The sequence below is a fragment of the Nesterenkonia natronophila genome (genome assembly GCF_003595215.1).
Taxonomy (GTDB): Bacteria; Actinomycetota; Actinomycetes; order Actinomycetales; family Micrococcaceae; genus Nesterenkonia; species Nesterenkonia natronophila.
Genome location: NZ_QYZP01000002.1, coordinates 390,130 through 409,026, shown reverse-complemented (window position 1 = coordinate 409,026; position 18,897 = coordinate 390,130). Strand labels below are relative to the sequence as shown.

15 protein-coding genes are annotated in these 18,897 nt (G+C 60.4%); all 15 read right to left on the bottom strand.

Annotated features, from left to right (window positions below; translation table 11 throughout):
- Positions 1–24: 24 nt before the first annotated feature.
- On the bottom strand, positions 25–1,305 hold the full coding sequence (locus D3250_RS06995) for a citrate synthase (RefSeq protein WP_119902643.1): 1,281 nt from the start codon (positions 1,303–1,305) through the stop codon (positions 25–27).
- A 94-nt stretch (positions 1,306–1,399) separates the two neighbouring features.
- Positions 1,400–2,533 (bottom strand): succinyldiaminopimelate transaminase, encoded by a 1,134-nt coding sequence (gene dapC, locus D3250_RS06990; RefSeq protein ID WP_119902642.1) that lies wholly within the window; start codon positions 2,531–2,533, stop codon positions 1,400–1,402.
- An 11-nt stretch (positions 2,534–2,544) separates the two neighbouring features.
- Positions 2,545–2,874 carry a ferredoxin gene (gene fdxA, locus D3250_RS06985; protein ID WP_119902641.1) on the bottom strand — a complete coding sequence of 110 codons (330 nt, stop codon included), beginning with the start codon at positions 2,872–2,874 and terminating at the stop codon, positions 2,545–2,547.
- A gap of 13 nt (positions 2,875–2,887) precedes the next feature.
- Complete coding sequence (locus D3250_RS06980) at positions 2,888–3,298, bottom strand: hypothetical protein (protein WP_119902640.1); 411 nt, start codon at positions 3,296–3,298, stop codon at positions 2,888–2,890.
- A 7-nt stretch (positions 3,299–3,305) separates the two neighbouring features.
- On the bottom strand, positions 3,306–5,228 hold the full coding sequence (typA, locus tag D3250_RS06975) for a translational GTPase TypA (protein WP_119902639.1): 1,923 nt from the start codon (positions 5,226–5,228) through the stop codon (positions 3,306–3,308).
- A 113-nt stretch (positions 5,229–5,341) separates the two neighbouring features.
- Complete coding sequence (locus D3250_RS06970) at positions 5,342–6,397, bottom strand: ABC transporter ATP-binding protein (RefSeq protein WP_119902638.1); 1,056 nt, start codon at positions 6,395–6,397, stop codon at positions 5,342–5,344.
- Complete coding sequence (locus D3250_RS06965) at positions 6,394–7,461, bottom strand: ABC transporter ATP-binding protein (RefSeq protein WP_119902637.1); 1,068 nt, start codon at positions 7,459–7,461, stop codon at positions 6,394–6,396. The genes D3250_RS06970 and D3250_RS06965 overlap by 4 nt, the downstream gene beginning before the upstream one ends.
- Before the next feature lie 7 nt (positions 7,462–7,468).
- A complete protein-coding gene (locus D3250_RS06960) occupies positions 7,469–8,401 on the bottom strand; it encodes an ABC transporter permease (protein ID WP_119902636.1) in 933 nt (310 codons plus the stop codon).
- Between the two features lie 11 nt (positions 8,402–8,412).
- Positions 8,413–9,339 (bottom strand): ABC transporter permease, encoded by a 927-nt coding sequence (locus D3250_RS06955; protein WP_119902635.1) that lies wholly within the window; start codon positions 9,337–9,339, stop codon positions 8,413–8,415.
- Between the two features lie 116 nt (positions 9,340–9,455).
- A complete protein-coding gene (locus tag D3250_RS06950) occupies positions 9,456–11,087 on the bottom strand; it encodes a peptide ABC transporter substrate-binding protein (protein ID WP_158583093.1) in 1,632 nt (543 codons plus the stop codon).
- 96 nt (positions 11,088–11,183) lie between these two features.
- Positions 11,184–12,833: a peptide ABC transporter substrate-binding protein gene (locus D3250_RS06945; RefSeq protein WP_158583092.1), complete on the bottom strand. Its 1,650-nt coding sequence runs from the start codon at positions 12,831–12,833 to the stop codon at positions 11,184–11,186.
- A 178-nt stretch (positions 12,834–13,011) separates the two neighbouring features.
- The gene (locus tag D3250_RS06940) at positions 13,012–14,064 is read right to left on the bottom strand and encodes a hypothetical protein (RefSeq protein ID WP_119902632.1); all 1,053 of its coding nucleotides are present in this window, start codon (positions 14,062–14,064) and stop codon (positions 13,012–13,014) included.
- 46 nt (positions 14,065–14,110) lie between these two features.
- Positions 14,111–16,165, bottom strand: a complete 2,055-nt coding sequence (locus D3250_RS06935; RefSeq protein WP_225973198.1) for an ABC transporter ATP-binding protein — start codon at positions 16,163–16,165, stop codon at positions 14,111–14,113.
- Between the two features lie 58 nt (positions 16,166–16,223).
- Entirely contained in the window at positions 16,224–17,327 is a 1,104-nt protein-coding gene (locus D3250_RS06930; RefSeq protein ID WP_119902631.1) for an ABC transporter permease, read from the bottom strand.
- The gene (locus D3250_RS06925) at positions 17,324–18,889 is read right to left on the bottom strand and encodes an ABC transporter permease (protein WP_119902630.1); all 1,566 of its coding nucleotides are present in this window, start codon (positions 18,887–18,889) and stop codon (positions 17,324–17,326) included. Before D3250_RS06925 ends, D3250_RS06930 begins: the two co-directional genes overlap by 4 nt.
- Positions 18,890–18,897 lie beyond the last annotated feature (8 nt).

Genomic DNA, 18,897 nt, shown 5'->3' with positions numbered 1-18,897 from the left:
GCCCACTCAACGATTCTGAACGGCTCAGGCAGGGTAGTTCCGTAGGCCCTCTCCGGTGTAGACCTGGCGCGGACGGCCGATCTTGGTTCCACGATCGGTGAGCATCTCCCGCCACTGAGCGATCCAGCCCGGCAGACGTCCCAGCGCGAAAAGCACGGTGAACATCTTCTCCGGGAACCCGAGCGCCTTGTAGATCAGCCCGGTGTAGAAATCCACATTCGGGTACAGCTTGCGCTCCACGAAGTAGTCGTCCTCCAGGGCCTTGGCCTCTAGACGCTGAGCGATGTCGAACAGTTCGTCGTCGCCGCCGAGCTTGGCAAGCAGATCATCAGCCAGACCCTTGACGATGCGGGCACGCGGGTCGTAGTTCTTATACACCCGGTGGCCGAAGCCCATCAGTCGCACGCCGTCTTCTTTGTTCTTGACCTTCTCCATAAAGGTCTCCGGGGAGACGTCACCGGCCTGGATCTCGCGGAGCATCTTCAGAACGGCCTCATTCGCACCGCCGTGGGCTGGCCCGTAGAGAGCGTTGACACCGGCGGAGACGGAGGCGAAGAGGTTGGCCTGCGCTGAGCCCACCATCCGGACCGTGGAGGTGGAGCAGTTCTGCTCGTGGTCGGCATGCAGGATCAGCAGTGTGTCGAGGGCCTTCGACACATCCGGGTCCACCTCGTAAGGTTCCGCAGGCACACCGAAGCAGCCGCGCAGCAGGTTCTCCGCCAGGCTCAGGCTGTTGTCCGGGTACAGCATGGGTTGACCGACTGACTTCTTATAGGCGTAGGCGGCAATTGTCGGCAGCTTCGCGAGCAGCCGGTAGGTGGACCGTTCCACGTGGTCGGGGTTGAACGGGTCTAGCGAGTCGGGGTAATACGTCGACAACGCGGAGACGGCCGAGGAGAGCACCGGCATAGGGTGCGCGTCGCGGGGGAAGCCGGAGAAGAAGTTCTTGAGCTCTTCATGAAGCAGAGTGTGGCGCCGGGTGACCCTGTCGAAATCGGCCAGCTGCCCTTCGGTAGGCAACTCACCGTAAATCAGCAGATAGCTGACTTCCAAGAAGTTCGAGTGCTCCGCTAGCTGCTCGATGGGGTAGCCACGGTAGCGCAGGATTCCCTCATCGCCGTCGATGTAGGTGATCGCCGACTTCGTGTTGGCGGTGTTCATGAAACCGGGGTCGTAGGTGACCGCGCCGGTCGTCTTCAGCAGCGAGGCTATGCTCAGTCCGTCATTTCCTTCGACGGCGGGCTCCACCGGAAGGTCGAGCTCATGGCCCTGATATTTCAAGTGCGCTGGGGTCTGCTCGCTCACTGGCTCTCCTTAGGATCTTGAGGACACGCAGGGGTGACAACAGTAAGTAACCTACCGTGTTGCCGCGCGCTCGCGCGAATGCGAGGAAGTGGCCTCAGCTGGGCACGACAGGCCCTGAACTGGAGCTCAGTCGATCTGCAGCCGCTTGGATTCGCTCATCGCTGGCGGTCAGCGCCACGCGAATATACCCCTGACCTGCGGCACCGTAAAAGACTCCCGGGCCCACCAGTATGCCCTGCTCCGCCATGCGCTGCACCAGCCCCCAGGTATCCGCCGGGGCAGGTGCGCTGTCTCTGCACCACAGGTAAAGTCCGGCCTCAGAATGCTCCACCATCAGCCCGGATGCCTCCAGGGCGGGTCTTAGCACCGCGCGACGACGCCGGTAGACCTCCCGCTGTTCACTGACGTGGGTGTCGTCGCTCACTGCTGCGGTCAGCGCTGCCTGAACGGGGGCCGGCATAATCATCCCCGCATGTTTACGGGTGTTGACGAGGTTGGTGATCAGCTCCTGGCACCCGGCGACGAACGCTGCACGGTAACCAGCAAGGTTGGACTGCTTGGACACCGAGTACACCGAGAGAAGGTCGCGGTGGCTGCCACCGCAGACGCGGGGATCCAGAATGGAGGGGACCTCCGCAGACTCCCAGGCCAGCTCCGCGTAGCACTCATCGGACGCGACGACGGCTCCGGAGCGCCTGGCGAGTTCCACGACGGAGGCGAGCCGAGCGGAGTCGAGCACTTCTCCGGTGGGGTTGCCGGGAGAGTTCAGCCAGATGAGCTTGACCCGACTCAGAATTTCGGCGTCAAGGGAATGGATGTCATCAGTGGGCAGCCCTTCAGCGCCGGCCAGCACAGCTCCCATCTCATATGTGGGATAGGCGATGCGGGGATAGACCACGATGTCTTCGGCGCTCAGTCCGAGCAGTGTCGGCAACCACGCCACCAGCTCCTTAGAACCGATGGTGGGCATCACTGCGTCAGGGTGCAGGTGCGGCACATTCCGCCGACGGGCGTACCAGTCCGCGATAGCTTGGCGCAGTGACGCCGTGCCGTGCGTGGTGGGATAACCCGGTGCGTCGGCGGCTTCGGTGAGGGCGGTGCGGATCACCTGTGGCGTGGAGTCGACCGGTGTGCCGATTGAAAGGTTGACCGTTCCGTCAGCGTGCTGCTGTGCGAGTTCTCGGTACGGCCCCATCGCATCCCAGGGGTAGTCCGGGAGTTTCAGCATGTGCTCAGCCGTCAGTCGAGGTTGTGCTCTTGCGGCGGAAGCGCCTGAACGACCTCATGGTCCTTCTCAATCATTCCGAGGCGCGCAGCACCGCCTGGCGATCCGATGTCGTCGAAGAACTCGACATTTGCGCGGTAGTATTCGCTCCACTTTTCCGGAAGATCATCTTCGTAATAAATGGCCTCCACCGGGCAAACAGGTTCGCAGGCGCCGCAGTCCACACACTCATCCGGGTGGATGTAAAGAGCACGTTCACCCTCGTAGATGCAGTCGACCGGACACTCGTCAATGCAGGCCTTGTCCTTTAGGTCTACGCAGGGCAGAGCGATCACATAGGTCATAGTGTGCTCAAGTCTACCGGTCTTTGGCCAAGATCCATGTGCTGATCAGCATCGAGAGCAATGTCACTGCACCTGCGCCTAGCCACCACACCAAGGATGCGATCACAGGCCCCGGGAGCGTCTCCATGGCCAGTGGAGAATAAGGCACAACGAGCTGATCGGAACCCGGCCACAGGTAGGCGATGGTAGCCACGGTGAATGCGGTGCCACCCATGACTAAGACTTCCACCAGAGATCGGCCTGTGGTGCCTGCCCAGAGCAGAGCCAGCAGCAGCACCAGCAGGCCCAGTGCCGCGCCCCAGGGTATGACGAAGCCTGATTCGGCGCCCCCAACAACCCAGATATTTCCGTGCAGCACCGTGCCGAGCACCCCTAGGAATACCCCTGAGGCGAAGCAGATGCCAAGGAGGACGGGGCGAGGCATCAGCGGCTCAGACTCCCAGTGCCTGCTTCTTGCGGCGGGAGGCTTTGAGGCGCTCACTGGGATCCAGGAGGACCTTGCGGATGCGGATGGCCTCTGGTGTGACCTCCACGCACTCATCGTCGTTGGCGAACTCCAGGGACTCTTCCAACGTGAACTTGGTGGGCGGTGTGAGACCTTCAAAGGAATCAGCGGAAGCAGCTCGCATGTTCGTAAGCTTCTTCTCTTTGGTGATGTTGACTTCCATGTCCTCATTGCGCGAATTCTCTCCCACCACTTGCCCCGAATAGACCTCGGATGTGGCTTCGACGAAGAAGGTGCCGCGCTCCTGAAGGTTGATCATCGCGAAAGGTGTGGCGGTACCCGCGCGGTCAGCCACCAAGGACCCTGAGGTGCGGTACTCAATTTCGCCCTTCCACGGCTCGTACCCGGCCGAGTAGGACGACGCGATTCCTGCACCTCGAGTCTCGGTGAGGAAGCGGGTGCGGAAGGCTATGAGCCCACGTGCCGGAACAGTGAACTCCATGCGGATCCACCCGGAGCCGGAGTTGGACATGGTGGTCATGGTGCCCTTGCGGGCCGCCAGCAGCTGAGTGATGGCGCCCATGTACTCTTCAGGAGCATCGATGATCATAGCTTCCATAGGCTCGTGGAGGACACCGTCGACCTCCTTCGTGACCACCTGAGGTTTGCCGACGGTGAGCTCGAAACCTTCGCGACGCATCTGTTCCACCAGGATGGCCAAGGCCAGCTCCCCACGTCCCTGGACTTCCCACATGTCAGGACGATCCGTGGGGAGCACTTTGATGGAGACGTTACCGACAAGCTCCTGCTCCAGACGGTCCTTGACCTGGCGAGCAGTGACTTTGGCGCCTTTGACCCGACCTGCCATCGGGGATGTGTTGATACCGATGGTCATGGAGATGGCCGGGTCATCCACCACGATGTTAGGAAGCGGCTTGGGGTTCTCCAGGTCGGTAAGCGTTTCACCGATCATGATGTCCCCGATGCCAGCCACGGCGACGATGTCGCCGGGCCCAGCGGACTCGGCGGCGACGCGCTTGAGCCCCTTGGTCGCAAGCAGTTCGGTGATCTTGACGGTCTTGATCGTGCCGTCTTTGCGAGCCCAAGCGACCTGCTGGTTCTTGCGCAGAGTGCCGTTGAACACACGAAGCAGCGCAAGACGGCCCAGGAAGGGTGAGGCGTCAAGGTTCGTGACGTGGGCCTGAAGGACCTCGGCGTCGTCGTACGTCGGAGCGGGCACGTGCTCCAAGATGGTTTCGAATAGCGGTTCGAGGTCCTCGTTCTCAGGGAGGCCGCCGTCTGCCGGCTGTTCTTTGGATGCACGTCCTGCCTTGCCCGAGGCGTAGACGATGGGGAGGTCGAGCACCGCGTCCACATCTAGTTCGGGGTTCTCCTCCGCCACATCTGAGGCCAAGCCGAGCAGGAGGTCCATAGTGTCAGAGACCACGCCGTCGATCCGTGCGTCAGGCCGGTCAGTCTTGTTGACCACCAGGATGACAGGCAGGGACGCCTGCAGCGCCTTGCGGAGGACAAATCGGGTCTGCGGCAGCGGGCCCTCTGATGCGTCGACCAGTAGTACCACACCGTCAACCATTGACAGCCCGCGCTCCACCTCGCCGCCGAAATCGGCGTGACCGGGGGTGTCGATGATGTTCATGGTGACCGCCTCGGCGTCGGCCACCTTTTCAGCCGCTGGCCCTGCGTAGAACACGGTTGTGTTCTTGGCGAGAATGGTGATGCCCTTCTCTTTCTCCAAGTCCCCGGAGTCCATGACTCGGTCTTCAAGATCGCCGTGGCCGCCGACTGCTTTGGTCTGGCGGAGCATGGCGTCAACCAACGTAGTCTTGCCGTGGTCGACGTGGGCGACGATCGCGACGTTGCGCAGATCATTGCGTGACACAGTGCTCATGGAAAAAGAAGGGCCTTCCGAAAATAGGGATCAGCACTTCGACAGTCGAGTGCTCAACCACACTAGTGTACGCGAGATCAACCCATGATTTCTCATCGACGGGTGAGCATGGCTCAGCGGTCTTCGGCTGCGACGGCTTTGTTCGGCTCCGCGTGGTGGCAGGCGACCTGCTGTGTGACGCCAGTCCGGACTATGAGCTCCGGCTCATCCGTGGCGCAGATGTCGGTTGCTTTCCAGCACCGAGTTCTGAACCGACATCCTGAGGGCGGATTCGCAGGATTGGGCGGATCACCCTTGAGTACGATCTCGTCCCGTTGGCCCCGCAGCGTGGGGTCCGGAACCGGCACTGCGGACAGTAGGGCCTGCGTATACGGATGGGCCGGCGCCCCGTAAAGCTCATCATCAGTACCCAGCTCAGCCAGTCGTCCGAGGTACATCACGGCGAGCCGATCGGAGATATGGCGAACCACTGAGAGGTCGTGGGCGATGAAAATGTAACTCATGCCGAACTCATCCTGGAGGTCTTTGAGTAGATTCATTACCTGCGCCTGCACCGAGACGTCCAGCGCAGAGACCGGCTCATCACAAATGATCACATCAGGGTTAAGGGCCAGACCGCGAGCAATGCCTATTCTCTGCCGCTGCCCCCCGGAGAACTGATGTGGGTAGCGATTGATGTGATCAGGGTCGAGCCCCACCACATCAAGAAGTTCTTTGACACGGTTGCGCACACCCTGAGCGGGTTTGGCTTCGGGGTGCAGTTTGAAGGGCTCGGCAACTATGTCACCGACAGACATCCGCGGGTTCAGCGACGTATAGGGGTCCTGGAAAATGATCTGGATCTTTCGGCGCATGTGGCGCAGCGCTTCACCGCGCATAGCCAGAAAGTCCTCGCCGCGGAACCGCACAGACCCTGAATCCGGCTCCTCCAGACGCATTAACAGTTTGGCCAAGGTGGACTTTCCGCAGCCGGATTCCCCCACAATGCCGAGGGTTTCGCCACGCCTGAGCTGGAAGCTCACTCCGTCTACAGCTTGGACAGCCCCGGTCTGACGTTTGAAGATGAGACCCTCCCGGACCGGGAAGTGCTTGACGAGGTCTTCCACCTCTAGCACCAAATCGGTGTCTGCGGGTCGGATCGTGGGTGCGTCGTCGTTGGGCTGGCTCATGCTTGGGCCTCCTCGGGGGTCTGCAGGTGCCCACGGTGCATCTCCTCGCGATAATGACAGGCAGAAGTGTGCTCACCCACGATGGGCAGCAGCTCAGGCATCTCATTGCGGCACAGGTCGGTGGCGTATGGACAGCGGGGGCTGAACGGGCATCCAGAAGGCATGTCTGTCAGAGACGGGGGAAGACCCGGGATCGCATTCAGTCGTTCTCCAGCGGCATCGATCCGGGGCAGTGATTCCAGCAGCCCTTTAGTGTAAGGGTGTCCAGGTCTGGCATAGATTTCGTAGACATCCGCAGCTTCCATGACGCGTCCGGCATACATGACCGCGATCTTGTCAGCAACATCCGCGACGACGCCGAGATCATGGGTGATCAGGATCAATCCCATGTTGTTTTCGGTCTGGAGTTCTTTGAGCAGCCGCATCACCTGCGCCTGCACAGTGACGTCGAGGGCCGTGGTGGGCTCGTCAGCGATGAGCACATCAGGGTCGAGGGCGATAGCCATGGCGATCATGATCCGCTGTCGCATCCCACCTGAGAACTGGTGGGCATAGTCCCCTACACGTTGTTCAGCTGCCGGGATCCCTACCCGTTTCATCAGCTCAATTGCACGCTGCCGGGCCGGCCTGCGGCGCATTTTCTGGTGCACGCGGAACATTTCGGCGATCTGCCAACCCACCGGCAGCACTGGGTTGAGCGACGAGAGCGCGTCTTGGAAGATCATCGAGATGTTCACACCGCGCAGGCGACGCCGCTGCTCGGGTTTCATCGCCAGCAGATCCTGGCCACGGTAGCGGATCTCTCCGCCGGCGATGTGGCCAGGCGGCATGTCCAAGATTCCCATGATGGTCTGCGCCGTCACAGACTTCCCGGAACCTGACTCGCCGAGAATGGCCAGGGTCTCCCCTGCCTCCAGGGTGAAGTTCAGACCGTTGATGGCCTGAGCCACTCCTTGTTTGGTGTGGAACTCAACATGAAGGTCCTTGACCTCCAGCAGCGGACCGGTGCTGGTGAAGTCCCCATCACCCTGAGCTGGGGTGGTGGGCTGCGGTGCGGTTGTCATCTCTGACTCACCTCTTCTTGGACTTCGGGTCGAGGGCATCACGCAGCGCCTCACCCATTGTGGTGAACGCGAAAACGGTGAGCGCGACGAAGATCAGCGGGAACGTCAGCAGGTGCGGCATCTGCTGGAGGTAGCTCTGGGCATCGTTGAGCTGCAGGCCCCAGGAGATCGCCGGAAGCTGCAAACCGACACCGAGAAACGTAAGGGTTGCCTCAGCCCCAATGATCACCCCAGTGTAGACAGCAGCGTAGCCGACCACCGGCCCGAGGGAATTCGGGATAATGTGCCGGCGCATAATGGTGAGCGGGCCTGCCCCTAGGGCGCGAGCGGCGGTCACGTAGTCGTTGTTGATCACGGCCAGCACCGAGCCGCGCATCAGTCTCGCCATAGTGGGCCACGTGAAGACGATCAGGATAAAGGCTACGTCCCATACATTTCGGTTCTCCTGCACCGCGAGAAAGACCAATGCGCCGAGCATATATGGAATGGCGAAGATCAGGTCCGTCAGGCGCATCAGCACCGCGTCCACCCATCCGCCGAAGTAGGCCGCCATGAGCCCCAGCAGCGAGCCAAGTACGAGGATGCTGCCCGTGACGATCACACCGACTGCCATGGAGTTCGCAGCTCCGTAAATGACCCGGGTGTAGTAGTCGCAGCCTTGGATATCTGTTCCGAACCAGTGCTCCGCCGAAGGCTCTTGCCTAGACCGTCCGAGAAAACACTCCCTGGGGTCATGCGTGGCGAAGAGTTGTGGGAACAGCGCGACCGTGATCAGAACCAGCAGAAGCACTGCCGATACCAGAAACCATGGGTTCTTGCGCAGCGACCTCCAGGTGTCCATCCAGAGACTGGCGTCCTCCTGTGGACGTCCCTGAGTTGTGGGGCTGGGCGCCGGACCCCCCGCTGGGGCCGCAGAGCGCGATCTGGCAAGCTCAGTCATAGCGGCTCTCCTTAGTCGTACCGAATACGGGGGTCGAGGGCGGCGTACAGGAGATCCACAAGTAAGTTGACTACCACGTAGAAGAGGACGAAAAGCGTAACGATACCCACCACAATGGTGTTCTCCTGGGCCTGAATCGAGCGGAAGACTTGCCCACCGAGGCCGGGCATATTGAAGACAGACTCGACAACGATCGCTCCACCCATCATGGTGGCAAGGTCTGCGCCGAGGAAGGTGACCACGGGAATCAGTGAGTTGCGGAGACCATGCCGTGTGACCACTCGACTTCGTTTCATGCCCTTGGCGGTAGCGGTGCGCACATAGTCGGACTGCAGCGCTTCGATGAGTTCACTGCGCAGCATACGTGCGACGATGCCGGTGGAGACTGCTGCCAAGACTATGCCGGGCAGAATGTAGCTCACGAACCCATCGCGAATACCCGCAATGGGGAACCACCCCAGGTTGAGCCCGAACGTCAGCTGCAGCAGGAAGGCTATGGCCAGTGTCGGAAGAGCTACAGCGATGACTAGGGAGACCTGCACGAACCGGTCAATGAAGCTGTCCTTGTAGACAGCGGCGAGGATTCCGGCAATTGCTCCGATAATGGCTTGGAAGCCGAAGGCCACTGCCGCCAAGGTGAGCGTCACCGGAAGGCCTTGCTGGATGATGTCCAACACCGGACGACCCTGGAACGTAGTGCCGAAGTCTCCTTGCGTGATGACCCCCCACATGTACTTTCCATACTGCACGAGGAATGGGTCATCAAGGTTGTACTGATCACGAAGCTGCGCCTGGACCGCATCGCTCATTGGCCTGTCACCGGACAGCGCCCGGATGGGATCTCCCGGCATGAGGAAGACCATGGCATAGACGATGAGGGTTGCCGCAATGAGTACTGGAACGAACTGCAGCAGACGCCGAATGATGTATCCGGTCATTGGTGTCCTCGGGGGTGCGGGGCGGGTCGGGCTGAACTGGGCACAGAGAAGGCTATCAATGTTCTTTCAGGGGTTTCCCCTCCGCCTGGGTAAGGCCGGAGGGGAAACCGTTGAATTCAGTCCTCGTCAACCGTCACATCTTCGACCCGGACGTAACTCGAGAGGTCTGAGTACACGTTGTCCACACGGTCGGTATGAACAATGAAGTAGTCCTGGAAGAACAGCGGCAGCACCGGCAGGTCCTCCAGCAGGTGGTCTTCAGCTGCCTGGTACAGCTCATCAGCGTCTTCGGCATCCGCAAAGTTGGCTTCCCGAATGGCCTCATCAAATTCCTCGCTGCTGTACTCCGCGTTGTTCGAGGCAGCTCCAGTGGTGTAGAGCGGCTCCATCGCGTACTGAGCGCTGGGGTAGGCCAAGAGCCAACCCAGTCTGTATGGGCCGGTCACTTCGCGTGAATCATGAAGATCCAGATACTGAGCGAACTCCAGCGATTGGAAGGTGATGTCATCAACAGGAAGGTTGGACATCCACTGATTGGCAATAGCCTCCACGTATTCGTTGTGGCCGGTCCCAATATCTGTGTACATCGTGAACTCGGAGGGCCCACCGGCTTCCTCATAAAGCTCGGCAGCCTGTTCGGGCTCAAACTCACAGTACTCGCAGGCGTCATTGCGCGACATCGGCAGAATGGGTGGAAGTATGCCGTAGGCCGGAGTCATAGCGCCTTCGAAAATCTGCTCGTTGATCTCCTCCCGGTCCATGGCCATGGACAGTGCCCTGCGCAGATCGACATCTTCCCAGTCATCCTGGTAGGTCGGCAGACCTATGTAGACGAATCGCGATGATTCGTTCTGCGAGTAGTTCTCCCCGAAATCATCCTCGATCTGTCCGATACGGCTGGGTGGGACTTCACCGAGGATGTCCAACTCGCCGGCTTGGACATCGAGGTAGGCGGTTTCGATGTCGTTGTAGATGCGCCATTCGATACGGTCCGGAGTTCCAGGATCCTCCCCCGGCCAATCCTCATAGCGGTCCATATTGATCTCTGCATCGTGAACCCATTCACCGTCCATCTGGTAACGGCCGTTGCCGATGGGCGCCTGCTGAAAGGCATCCATGTCATCGAAGGCTGCCTCTGGCATGGGATAGAACCCGTTATATGTCAGCACAATCGGTAACTGTCCGAAGGGCTCTACGAGCTCTATCTCCAGGGTGTAGTCGTCCACCGCACGGATGCCTTCCATCTCTTCGGCTTCGCCGTTGACGACCTCCTCATATCCCAGGAACTTATCGTGGAAGTTTGCGGTGGCCTGAGCGTTGTCCGGGTCCACCACCCAGTTCCACGTGTCCACGAACGTCTGAGCGGTCACAGGGTCTCCGTTGTGGAACGTGTATTCGTCGGACAGTTCGAAGGTCCACTGGACTTGGTCGTCGGTCTGCCAATCAGTGGCCATGGCCGGTTGGGCCTCGTAGGTCTCGTAGTCGACCTCGGTAAGACCGGTGAACAGCTGCTGCAGGACACGTGAGCCACAGTTTTCGGTGTTGTTGCCAGGCTGCAGATTCTGCGGTTCGCAAGTGTAGGTGCTGATTGTGCCCCCACCTTCGGAGGCTTCTGCGTCACCATTGCCATTGCCATTGCCATTGCCGCAGGAGGCGGCCACCAGCGCCAGTGCCAGGGACCCGCCCACTACTGCCGCGGATCTGCCGCGGCGCCGGCGAGTTGGGTTCAGTACTCGTTCTGAGTTCATGATGATTAGCTTCTCGTTTCGGAGTTGTGGGGCAGAACGCAGCGGCCCGCACCATCCCAAGACCCAGGGCTGGTGCGGGCCATCATGCATCGGCTGCTATTCCTCGTCGGTGACCTGGAGCTGCTCAACGCGCAGGAAGGTGCGCGGGTCCATCGTGACCGAGTCGTGCTCGATCTGGTCACTGTGCACCACTCCCATGCTCTGGAACCACATGGGGATGACGGGCATCTCTTCCAGCAGGATGTCTTCTGCCTGCTGGTAGTACTCGTCGGCCTCCTCAGGGTCTGAGGCATTCGCCTGGGCAATGAGGTCGTCGAATTCCTCGTTGTCGAAGGTGGTGTAGTTGGAGGACTGACCTGACGTGTAGATCGGCTCCATCGCGTACTGCGGGCTGGGGTATGACAGGACCCATCCAAGCCGGAACGGACCGGTGACGGACTGGTCATCATGCAGGTCCAGGTACTGGGCGAACTCCAGGGACTGGAAGGTCACATCTTCAATGCCGAGGTGCTGCTGCCACTGGTTGCTCACCGCCTCAACCCAATCTTCGTGTCCTGCACCGGAGTTGAAGTAGACCGTCAGCTCACTGGGGCCATCTGCCTCCTCATACAGCTCGGCTGCGGCGTCCGGATCAAACTCACAGTACTCGCAGGCATCCTCGCGTGCTTGAGGCAGCATTGGTGGGATGATGTTGCGCGCAGGCACCTGGGCACCGTCGAAGATGCTGTCGATGATCTCTTCACGGTCTATTGCCATGGAGAGAGCATGCCGAACATCGGCATCGTCAAATTCTTCTTGGTACAGCGGCAGCCCCATGTAGGTGAATGACGAGGTCTCAAAGAGGGCCTGGTCATCGCCGAAGTCATCCTCCATAGTGCCCAAACGGCTTGGTGGCACATTGTCCAGGATGTCGAGTGCGCCGGCCTGAACATCCAGATAGGCAGTCTCAATGTCACTGTAGATCTGCCACTCGATGCGCTCGGGCACTCCCGGGTCCTCTCCCGGCCAGTCCTCGTAACGCTCAACCGCGATCTGGACGTCGTGTTCCCACTCGCCGTCCATCTGGTAGCGACCATTGCCGATGGGTGCGTCTTCGAAGGCTTCCGGATCGTCAAAGGCTTCCTGCGGCATGGGGTAGAAGCCTGTGTAGGACAGCATCATCGGAAGTGGGGAGAAAGGCTCGTTGAGCTCCAGCTCCAGAGTGTAGTCATCGACGGCGCTGACGCCCTCGAGCTCGTCCGCATCGCCCTCCACGAGGTCCTCATATCCGACGAAGACATCATAGAAATCGTTGTTCTGCTGGGCGTTCTCCGGGTCTACGGTCCAGTTGAACGTATCCACGAAGGTCTGGGCTGTGATTTCTTCACCGTTGTGAAAGCTCCAGCCTTCACCTATCTCGAAGGTCCAGACAGTCTGATCCTCATTGGAGTCCCAGCCGGTGGCCACACCGGGGACTGGCTCGAATGTGTCATAGTCCACCTGCGTCAGCCCGGTGAACAGCTGCTCAAGCACCCAGGAGCCGCACACCTCGGTAGAGTTGGACGGCATCAGATTCTGCGGCTGGCAGTTGTACACGGTGACGGTGCCTCCGCCGGATACCTGCTCGCCGTTCTCAGCGCCATTGGCGTCGGCGTCATCAGTGGCTTCCTCGCCATTCCCGCAGGCCGACAGCAGCAGGGCCAGGGAGGCTGTGGCAGCCACAGCGCCGCGGCGCCACCGCTGCCTATGGATTGCACGATTGCTCATCGAAGATCTCCTCATCATTGGGTCGATCGGGTAGTGCAGACCACGCTAGTACAGTTTTCTTTGCGGTTGTGTTTCGACACTGTTCAGTTTGGCCTTGAGTCTCATCGTATCGGCAGCTAACGCGATTTACGATGGGAATCTGTTCGGGTAACTCCCCATTTCTAAGCCCCTTCACTTGTCAGTCAGCCGCGAATAACAGGTAGCCGGCTTCCCAAGTGAGCAAGTAGTGATTCTCTCCCACGGGGGCCAGGTGCTGAAGCTCCTCAGCAGCAGCCTCATGGGCCTCGCGCGGTATCTCTATTTCCCCTTTGGCAGTGTGCGACCCAAGGGAGACTCCCGGGTCCGGCTGTACCTCTTCAGTGGCCACATCCACCAGGCTCACCTCGTGGTGGGGCGAATCTTGCTGGCCTCCGTGATAAATAAGGTATCCATTGGCCGAGGTCTTCCGAGCATTCAGGTTAATCGTTTGGCTCCAGGCGCGCACGGGGTCCGGCTGCGCGGTGAGCACCTCAACAGTGTCCACGGCTCCCTCCAGACGCACACACTTGGAGCCTTGCGCGGAGTTCTTATCAGCGATCACCAAGTCTGTATCGCCCCGGTACGTCGGGGTCTGGAGCACCACAAGGTCATCGGTAGTGCCCACACCGTAGAGCACCCGTGGGCGGTCGTCCCCGGCGAGATCCTGATCATGCACAGGATGATCCAACTCCGCGGTCCACGTGATGGCCTCAGCCGTCACGCTGAAGACTGACACGCGGTCAGTGGCAGACCAGAACGCCTGATGGTGTCCGATTACCAGGTCCTCACCGACGACGGCTGCAGAGGACTCCCGCTGAGTGATTGCCTCGTAGAACTGTCCCATCAGCGGCTCAGCCTCGAACTTTGCCGCCACGATCTCTGCAGCGGCGAGGAATCCTTCACCGTCGACCTCATCCGCCGCGGCTACCTCCTGCCGGTGCACTTCCCACTGATTCATCGGGCTCTCCACCGACTGTGGGTCACCGATCTGTACATACTCGCCACAGGTGAGGCCCAAAGTGTCCGTCAGCCCGGACTCTCTGGGATAGTCATAGATGACGAATGCCGCGACAATGACCGCTGCGGCCACCGCTAAGCCGAGGCCGACGGTCCGCCGGCGCCACCTTCGATGATTCTCATGCTTCTGCTGGTGCCACTGTTCGTCTTTCGCGCGGCCGTAGAAGCCGGTCAGCCTACCCTTGTCCTCTGCCATACGCATATCCCTTGAACAACACACCTGCTGACATTTCTGCGAGTCGCTATAGCAGACCCTGCGCTGCCAGCAGCTGATGCCGGGCCTCACGGCGCTCACGCTGCTCCTGCGGGTCCGGCACCGGCGCAGCGGCCAGCAGGCGTTTGGTGTAGTCCATCCTGGGCTCGCGCAGGATCTGGTGTTTGTTTCCCTGCTCCACTACTCGCCCCTTTTCCAGCACCATGATCTGATTCGCCAATTGGTCCACCACAGCAAGGTCGTGGGTGACGAAGAGACAGGCAAACTCGAACTGTTCCTGCAGCTCAATGAACATTTCCAGGACTCGGGCCTGGACGGAGACGTCCAAGGCTGAAGTCGGCTCATCGGCAATGAGAATCGACGGGCTCAGCGACAGCGCTCGGGCGATGCTGATGCGCTGTCGCTGACCTCCGGAGAGCTCGTGGGGGTAGCGGTTGGTCACGCTCCGGGGCAGTTTGACCGCTTCCAGCAGCTCCGCGGCGCGCTCTTTTCGGTCCTTGGGGGAACCTACGTTGTGCACCACCATGGGTTCGGCGATGATGTCCCCGATCGGGAACCGCGGGTCGAGGGAGGCCGCAGGGTCCTGAAAGACAACCCCTATGTCCTTCCGCACGGCCTTGCGATCCTTCCGAGAGAGGGTTGGCAGGTTGCGCCCACGAATCAGAAGTTCTCCGTGGTCGACATCGAGCAGACCGAGCACCGCCTTAGCGATGGTTGACTTTCCGGAGCCGGACTCTCCGACGAGCCCCAGAATTTCTCCCCTGGGAACAGTGAAGTTCACACCTTCGACCACGCGGATTCCCTTACCGCGGTTCTTATACGCGAGAGCGAGGTCCTTGGCCTCGATGGCAATTTCGGCCGCGGCAGGGGTCCCGGGCTGCTCCACCGGTTCCTCTGAGACCTTAACGCGCGGCGACTCAGCACCCTGTTTCTGGTGAAGCTTCGGCATAGCCTCCAGAAGGCGGCGCGTATAGGGGTGCTGGGGAGACATGAGAATCTGCTCTGCCGTGCCAGACTCCACCACTTCACCCTGGAACATGACCACGACTCGGTCGGCCATGTCCGCCACGACGCCCATATTGTGGGTGATCAACATGATGGCTGTATTGATCTCGTCCTTGAGCCTGCGCAGCAGGTCCAGGATCTCGGCCTGGACAGTGACGTCCAAAGCCGTCGTCGGCTCGTCCGCGATGATCATCGATGGGTTGCAGGCGATTGCCATGGCGATGACGATGCGCTGGCGCTGCCCGCCGGAGAACTGGTGCGGGTATTCGAAGATCCGATTCGCAGGGTCGGGGATGCCGACGAGTTCCAGCAGCTCAACACCCTTCGCCAATGCATCTTTACCGAATGCCACACCGTGCACTTCCATGGCCTCTTTGAGCTGGTCCGAGACTCTGAGAACTGGGTTGAGCGCGGTCATGGGCTCCTGGAAGACCATGGAGACCTCCGAACCCCGCAGCCGGCGCAGCTGAGTTGGGTCCATGGCGGTAATTTCTTGGCCGTTGAGGTACACCCTGCCGGAGACTGTGCCGTTCTTGGGCACAAGCCCCATGGCAGCTGCAGAGGTCACCGACTTACCGGAACCGGACTCGCCCACCACTGCCACCACTTCACCCGGCATGACATCGAAGCTGACGCCCTTGACTGCCTCCACGGTACTGAACTCCGTATTGAAGCTCACGTGCACATCTTGGAAACTGAGCGCAGCTTCTGGGCGCTCCACCCTCGCCGCCTCAGCGACTTCTTCCTGAGTCGCCGGTGCAGCGCTTCGGTATGCCATCACAGCCGCGTAAACGGCGATGAGCAGACCGATGCCAATGGCTGAAAGCGCCACCGAATCCGCCAAAGTGACCGCTGCTCGGTCGACTTGGGTTCCGCTGAGCCTCAGTGGCGTCATCACCAAGGTCGGACCGACGGCGATCACCAGCCACGCAATCATCAGTTTCAGCCCAAATTCTCGCTGCCTGAGCACCACCAGCTGTCCCAGTCCGGGAACCACCAGTGATAGCACTGCCGGCACCCAGGGGTTCGAGACGGACTTCTTCACCGCAGTGTCGTCCGAGGCTCTGTTCTCACTCATGTGTTCCTCCGCAACTGCAGGACGTTAGTCTTCGGTTTTTCGTGAGCGCTCACTGAGTTCACTCCTGGTCCTTGTCGGTGCTGCCCGACTCGGTGCCAGCGCGGCGCTGCTGCGACATGGCGAAGCCGCGCAGGCCGAGGATCTGACGCAGACCGGGACGGCGATCACCCTTGCGCTGCTGGCGCGGGTCGAAGGCGTCGCGCAGACCATCACCAATGAAGTTCACACACAGTGTGATGGTCAGAATGAAAATGCCGGGGATCCAGAACAGGTGAGGCCGGGTGTTGATCGCAGACTCACCCTGAGAGACGAGCATCCCCAGCGACACCTCTGGCGCCTGGATCCCCATACCAAGGTAGGACAGAACGGACTCAAGCAGAATCACAGCAGCGACGGTGAATGAGGCATTGACAATGATCACACCAATGGCATTGGGCAGCATGTGCTTGAGAATGATGCGCCAGGGGGAGGCGCCCATGGCGATCGCGGCGGAGACATACTCCTTCTCCCGGAGAGACAGCACCTCAGCGCGCACTAGGCGGGCCATGCCTGTCCACAGAGCCAGCCCCAGGGCAATGGCCAGAGGGAAGGGAGCGAACGGCATATCGCTGACGTAACTGCCCAGAATGGCCGCTATGACCAACAAGGGGACCACAATGACGAAGTCCGTCAGGGTCATCAGGACTGATTCGATCTTCCCCCGGAAGTACCCTGCGATGGCGCCGACGAGGATTCCGATCACTGACGAGACCAGGGCCACGACCGCTCCAATGATCAGCGACTGCTGTGTACCGCGCATGACCCGGGCGAAGATATCGCGAGGCAGCCCGTCCTGACCGAAAGGATGTGGGCCGACGATCTGGCCGTCTTGGAACATCGTAGGCTGCCCATCGTTCACCAGCTGAGCGCCCTGGGGGAGCCGGAAAGGATGCTGCCACCAACCCGGGATAATTCCATAACCTACAGAGGTGAAGGCGAGGACAGTGATGATCGACAGAACGACCAACGAGACCATCGCTGGCACGTGAGAGAAGAACCGTCTCCGAATCAGCTGGTTCTGGGAGTACGACTTGTGATCTGCCGTCAGCTTGGCGTCTTCGACCTCCGCGAGATCCACCATCTGCTGCTCGAGGTCAGAGTCTGGAGTCTGTTCGTTGCTCATACTCGGATCCTTGGGTCGAGAACGGCGTAGAGAATGTCGGCGATGAAGTTGAATATCACCGCTATCCCTCCGGTAAAGATAATGACGGCCATCACGGGGGCGGGGTCGACGTTGGTCAACCCGGTGATGAACATCGTGCCCATAGAGTTCCAGCCAAAGACTCTCTCAACGATGATCGCTCCTCCAACGAGCCCGGCGAAGTCGAACGCCACCAAAGTGGCAAGCGGGATCATCGCGTTGCGGAAGGCATGCTTGAGCACCACAGTGCGTTCGGTGACGCCCTTGGCCCGGGCCGTACGGATATAGTCCTGCTGCACCACCTCCAGCATGGAGCTGCGCGTGTAGCGCGTGTAGGTCGCCAGGGAGGTCAGCATCATCACCAGGGTGGGGAGCCAGAGCTGGCTGAGATGGTCCAGGGAGATGACCCAGAAGTCATCTGCGCGAAGATTCGGGGTGGAGGCTCCCACAGTCCGGATCGGGCGCGGTTTGACCGACAGCAGACCTGGCCAGGTGTACATGTAGTGGTCCAGAAGGATGATGCCGGAGGTCAGCATTCCGGTCAGCAGCGTCACTGCCGTGGCCTGGCCTTTGGCGTAGCCCCCAAAGATTCGTCCGATGGCCACGCAGATCACAATGGTGAGGGCGAACAGGCCCATGGGGATCAGGTAACCCTGCGCTCCGCGCATCAGGTCCCAGGTCAGCAAGTAGGAGAGGATGCCCAGCGCCGCGACGGCCAGTCCGCAGTAGAGCACCTTGCGGTTCTGCATCCCGGCGATGAGAGCCGTGAAACCTACCGCAAGCGCAACGGCGGCGACAGCGATGAAACCCGTGCCCAGCCGTGGCTGCTCCATGAAATGGATGTGATCCAGGAAAGGCATCACGGTGCAGGTGTAGATGAACATCACCGCACCTGTAGCTATACGGCGGCGGGGGCTCCCACCCAAGACCGTCGGGACGACGACGGCGAGCAGCAAGGCCACCACAAAAATTGTCGGAGCCGTGAAGTGCGGGTCAGCCATCCAGTTGTTGTAGCGAATCGCGAGGTATTCCTTGGCGATCACTGCAGCCCAGAACAGTGGCAGTGACCAAAAGAGGAACATCACGAAACTCATGGAGTAGTCGAATACCGAGTACTGCCGCATCGCTGAGACGATGCCGGTCAGAACGCCGAGAACGATAGCCAACAGCGTGGCGATCAGGACCAGCCGCAGGGAGACCTCAGCCGCGTTGGCGATCTGCGCTGTGACATCGCCGCCGTTGACTGTGGTCCCCCAGTCACAGGGCCCGATGACCCGGTCGGTGGGGTCGAGACAGCCCAGAACCCCGGTCAGCCAGTCCCAGTAGCGCTCATACCAGGGAAGGTAATACTGGTCGGTCCAGGGCAGCTCCAGGTTCAGCTGCTGGGCTCGGAGCTCCATTTGGTACTCGGCGTCAGCATCTGTGGACTCTCGGAGATCCTGCAACGGATCCCCGGAGTGGACTACAAGCGCATATGAGACAACGGATGCCCCGAAGAGGACAAGGAAGAGCCGTCCGAAGCGCTTAAAGATAAATTTCAGCACGGTGCGTT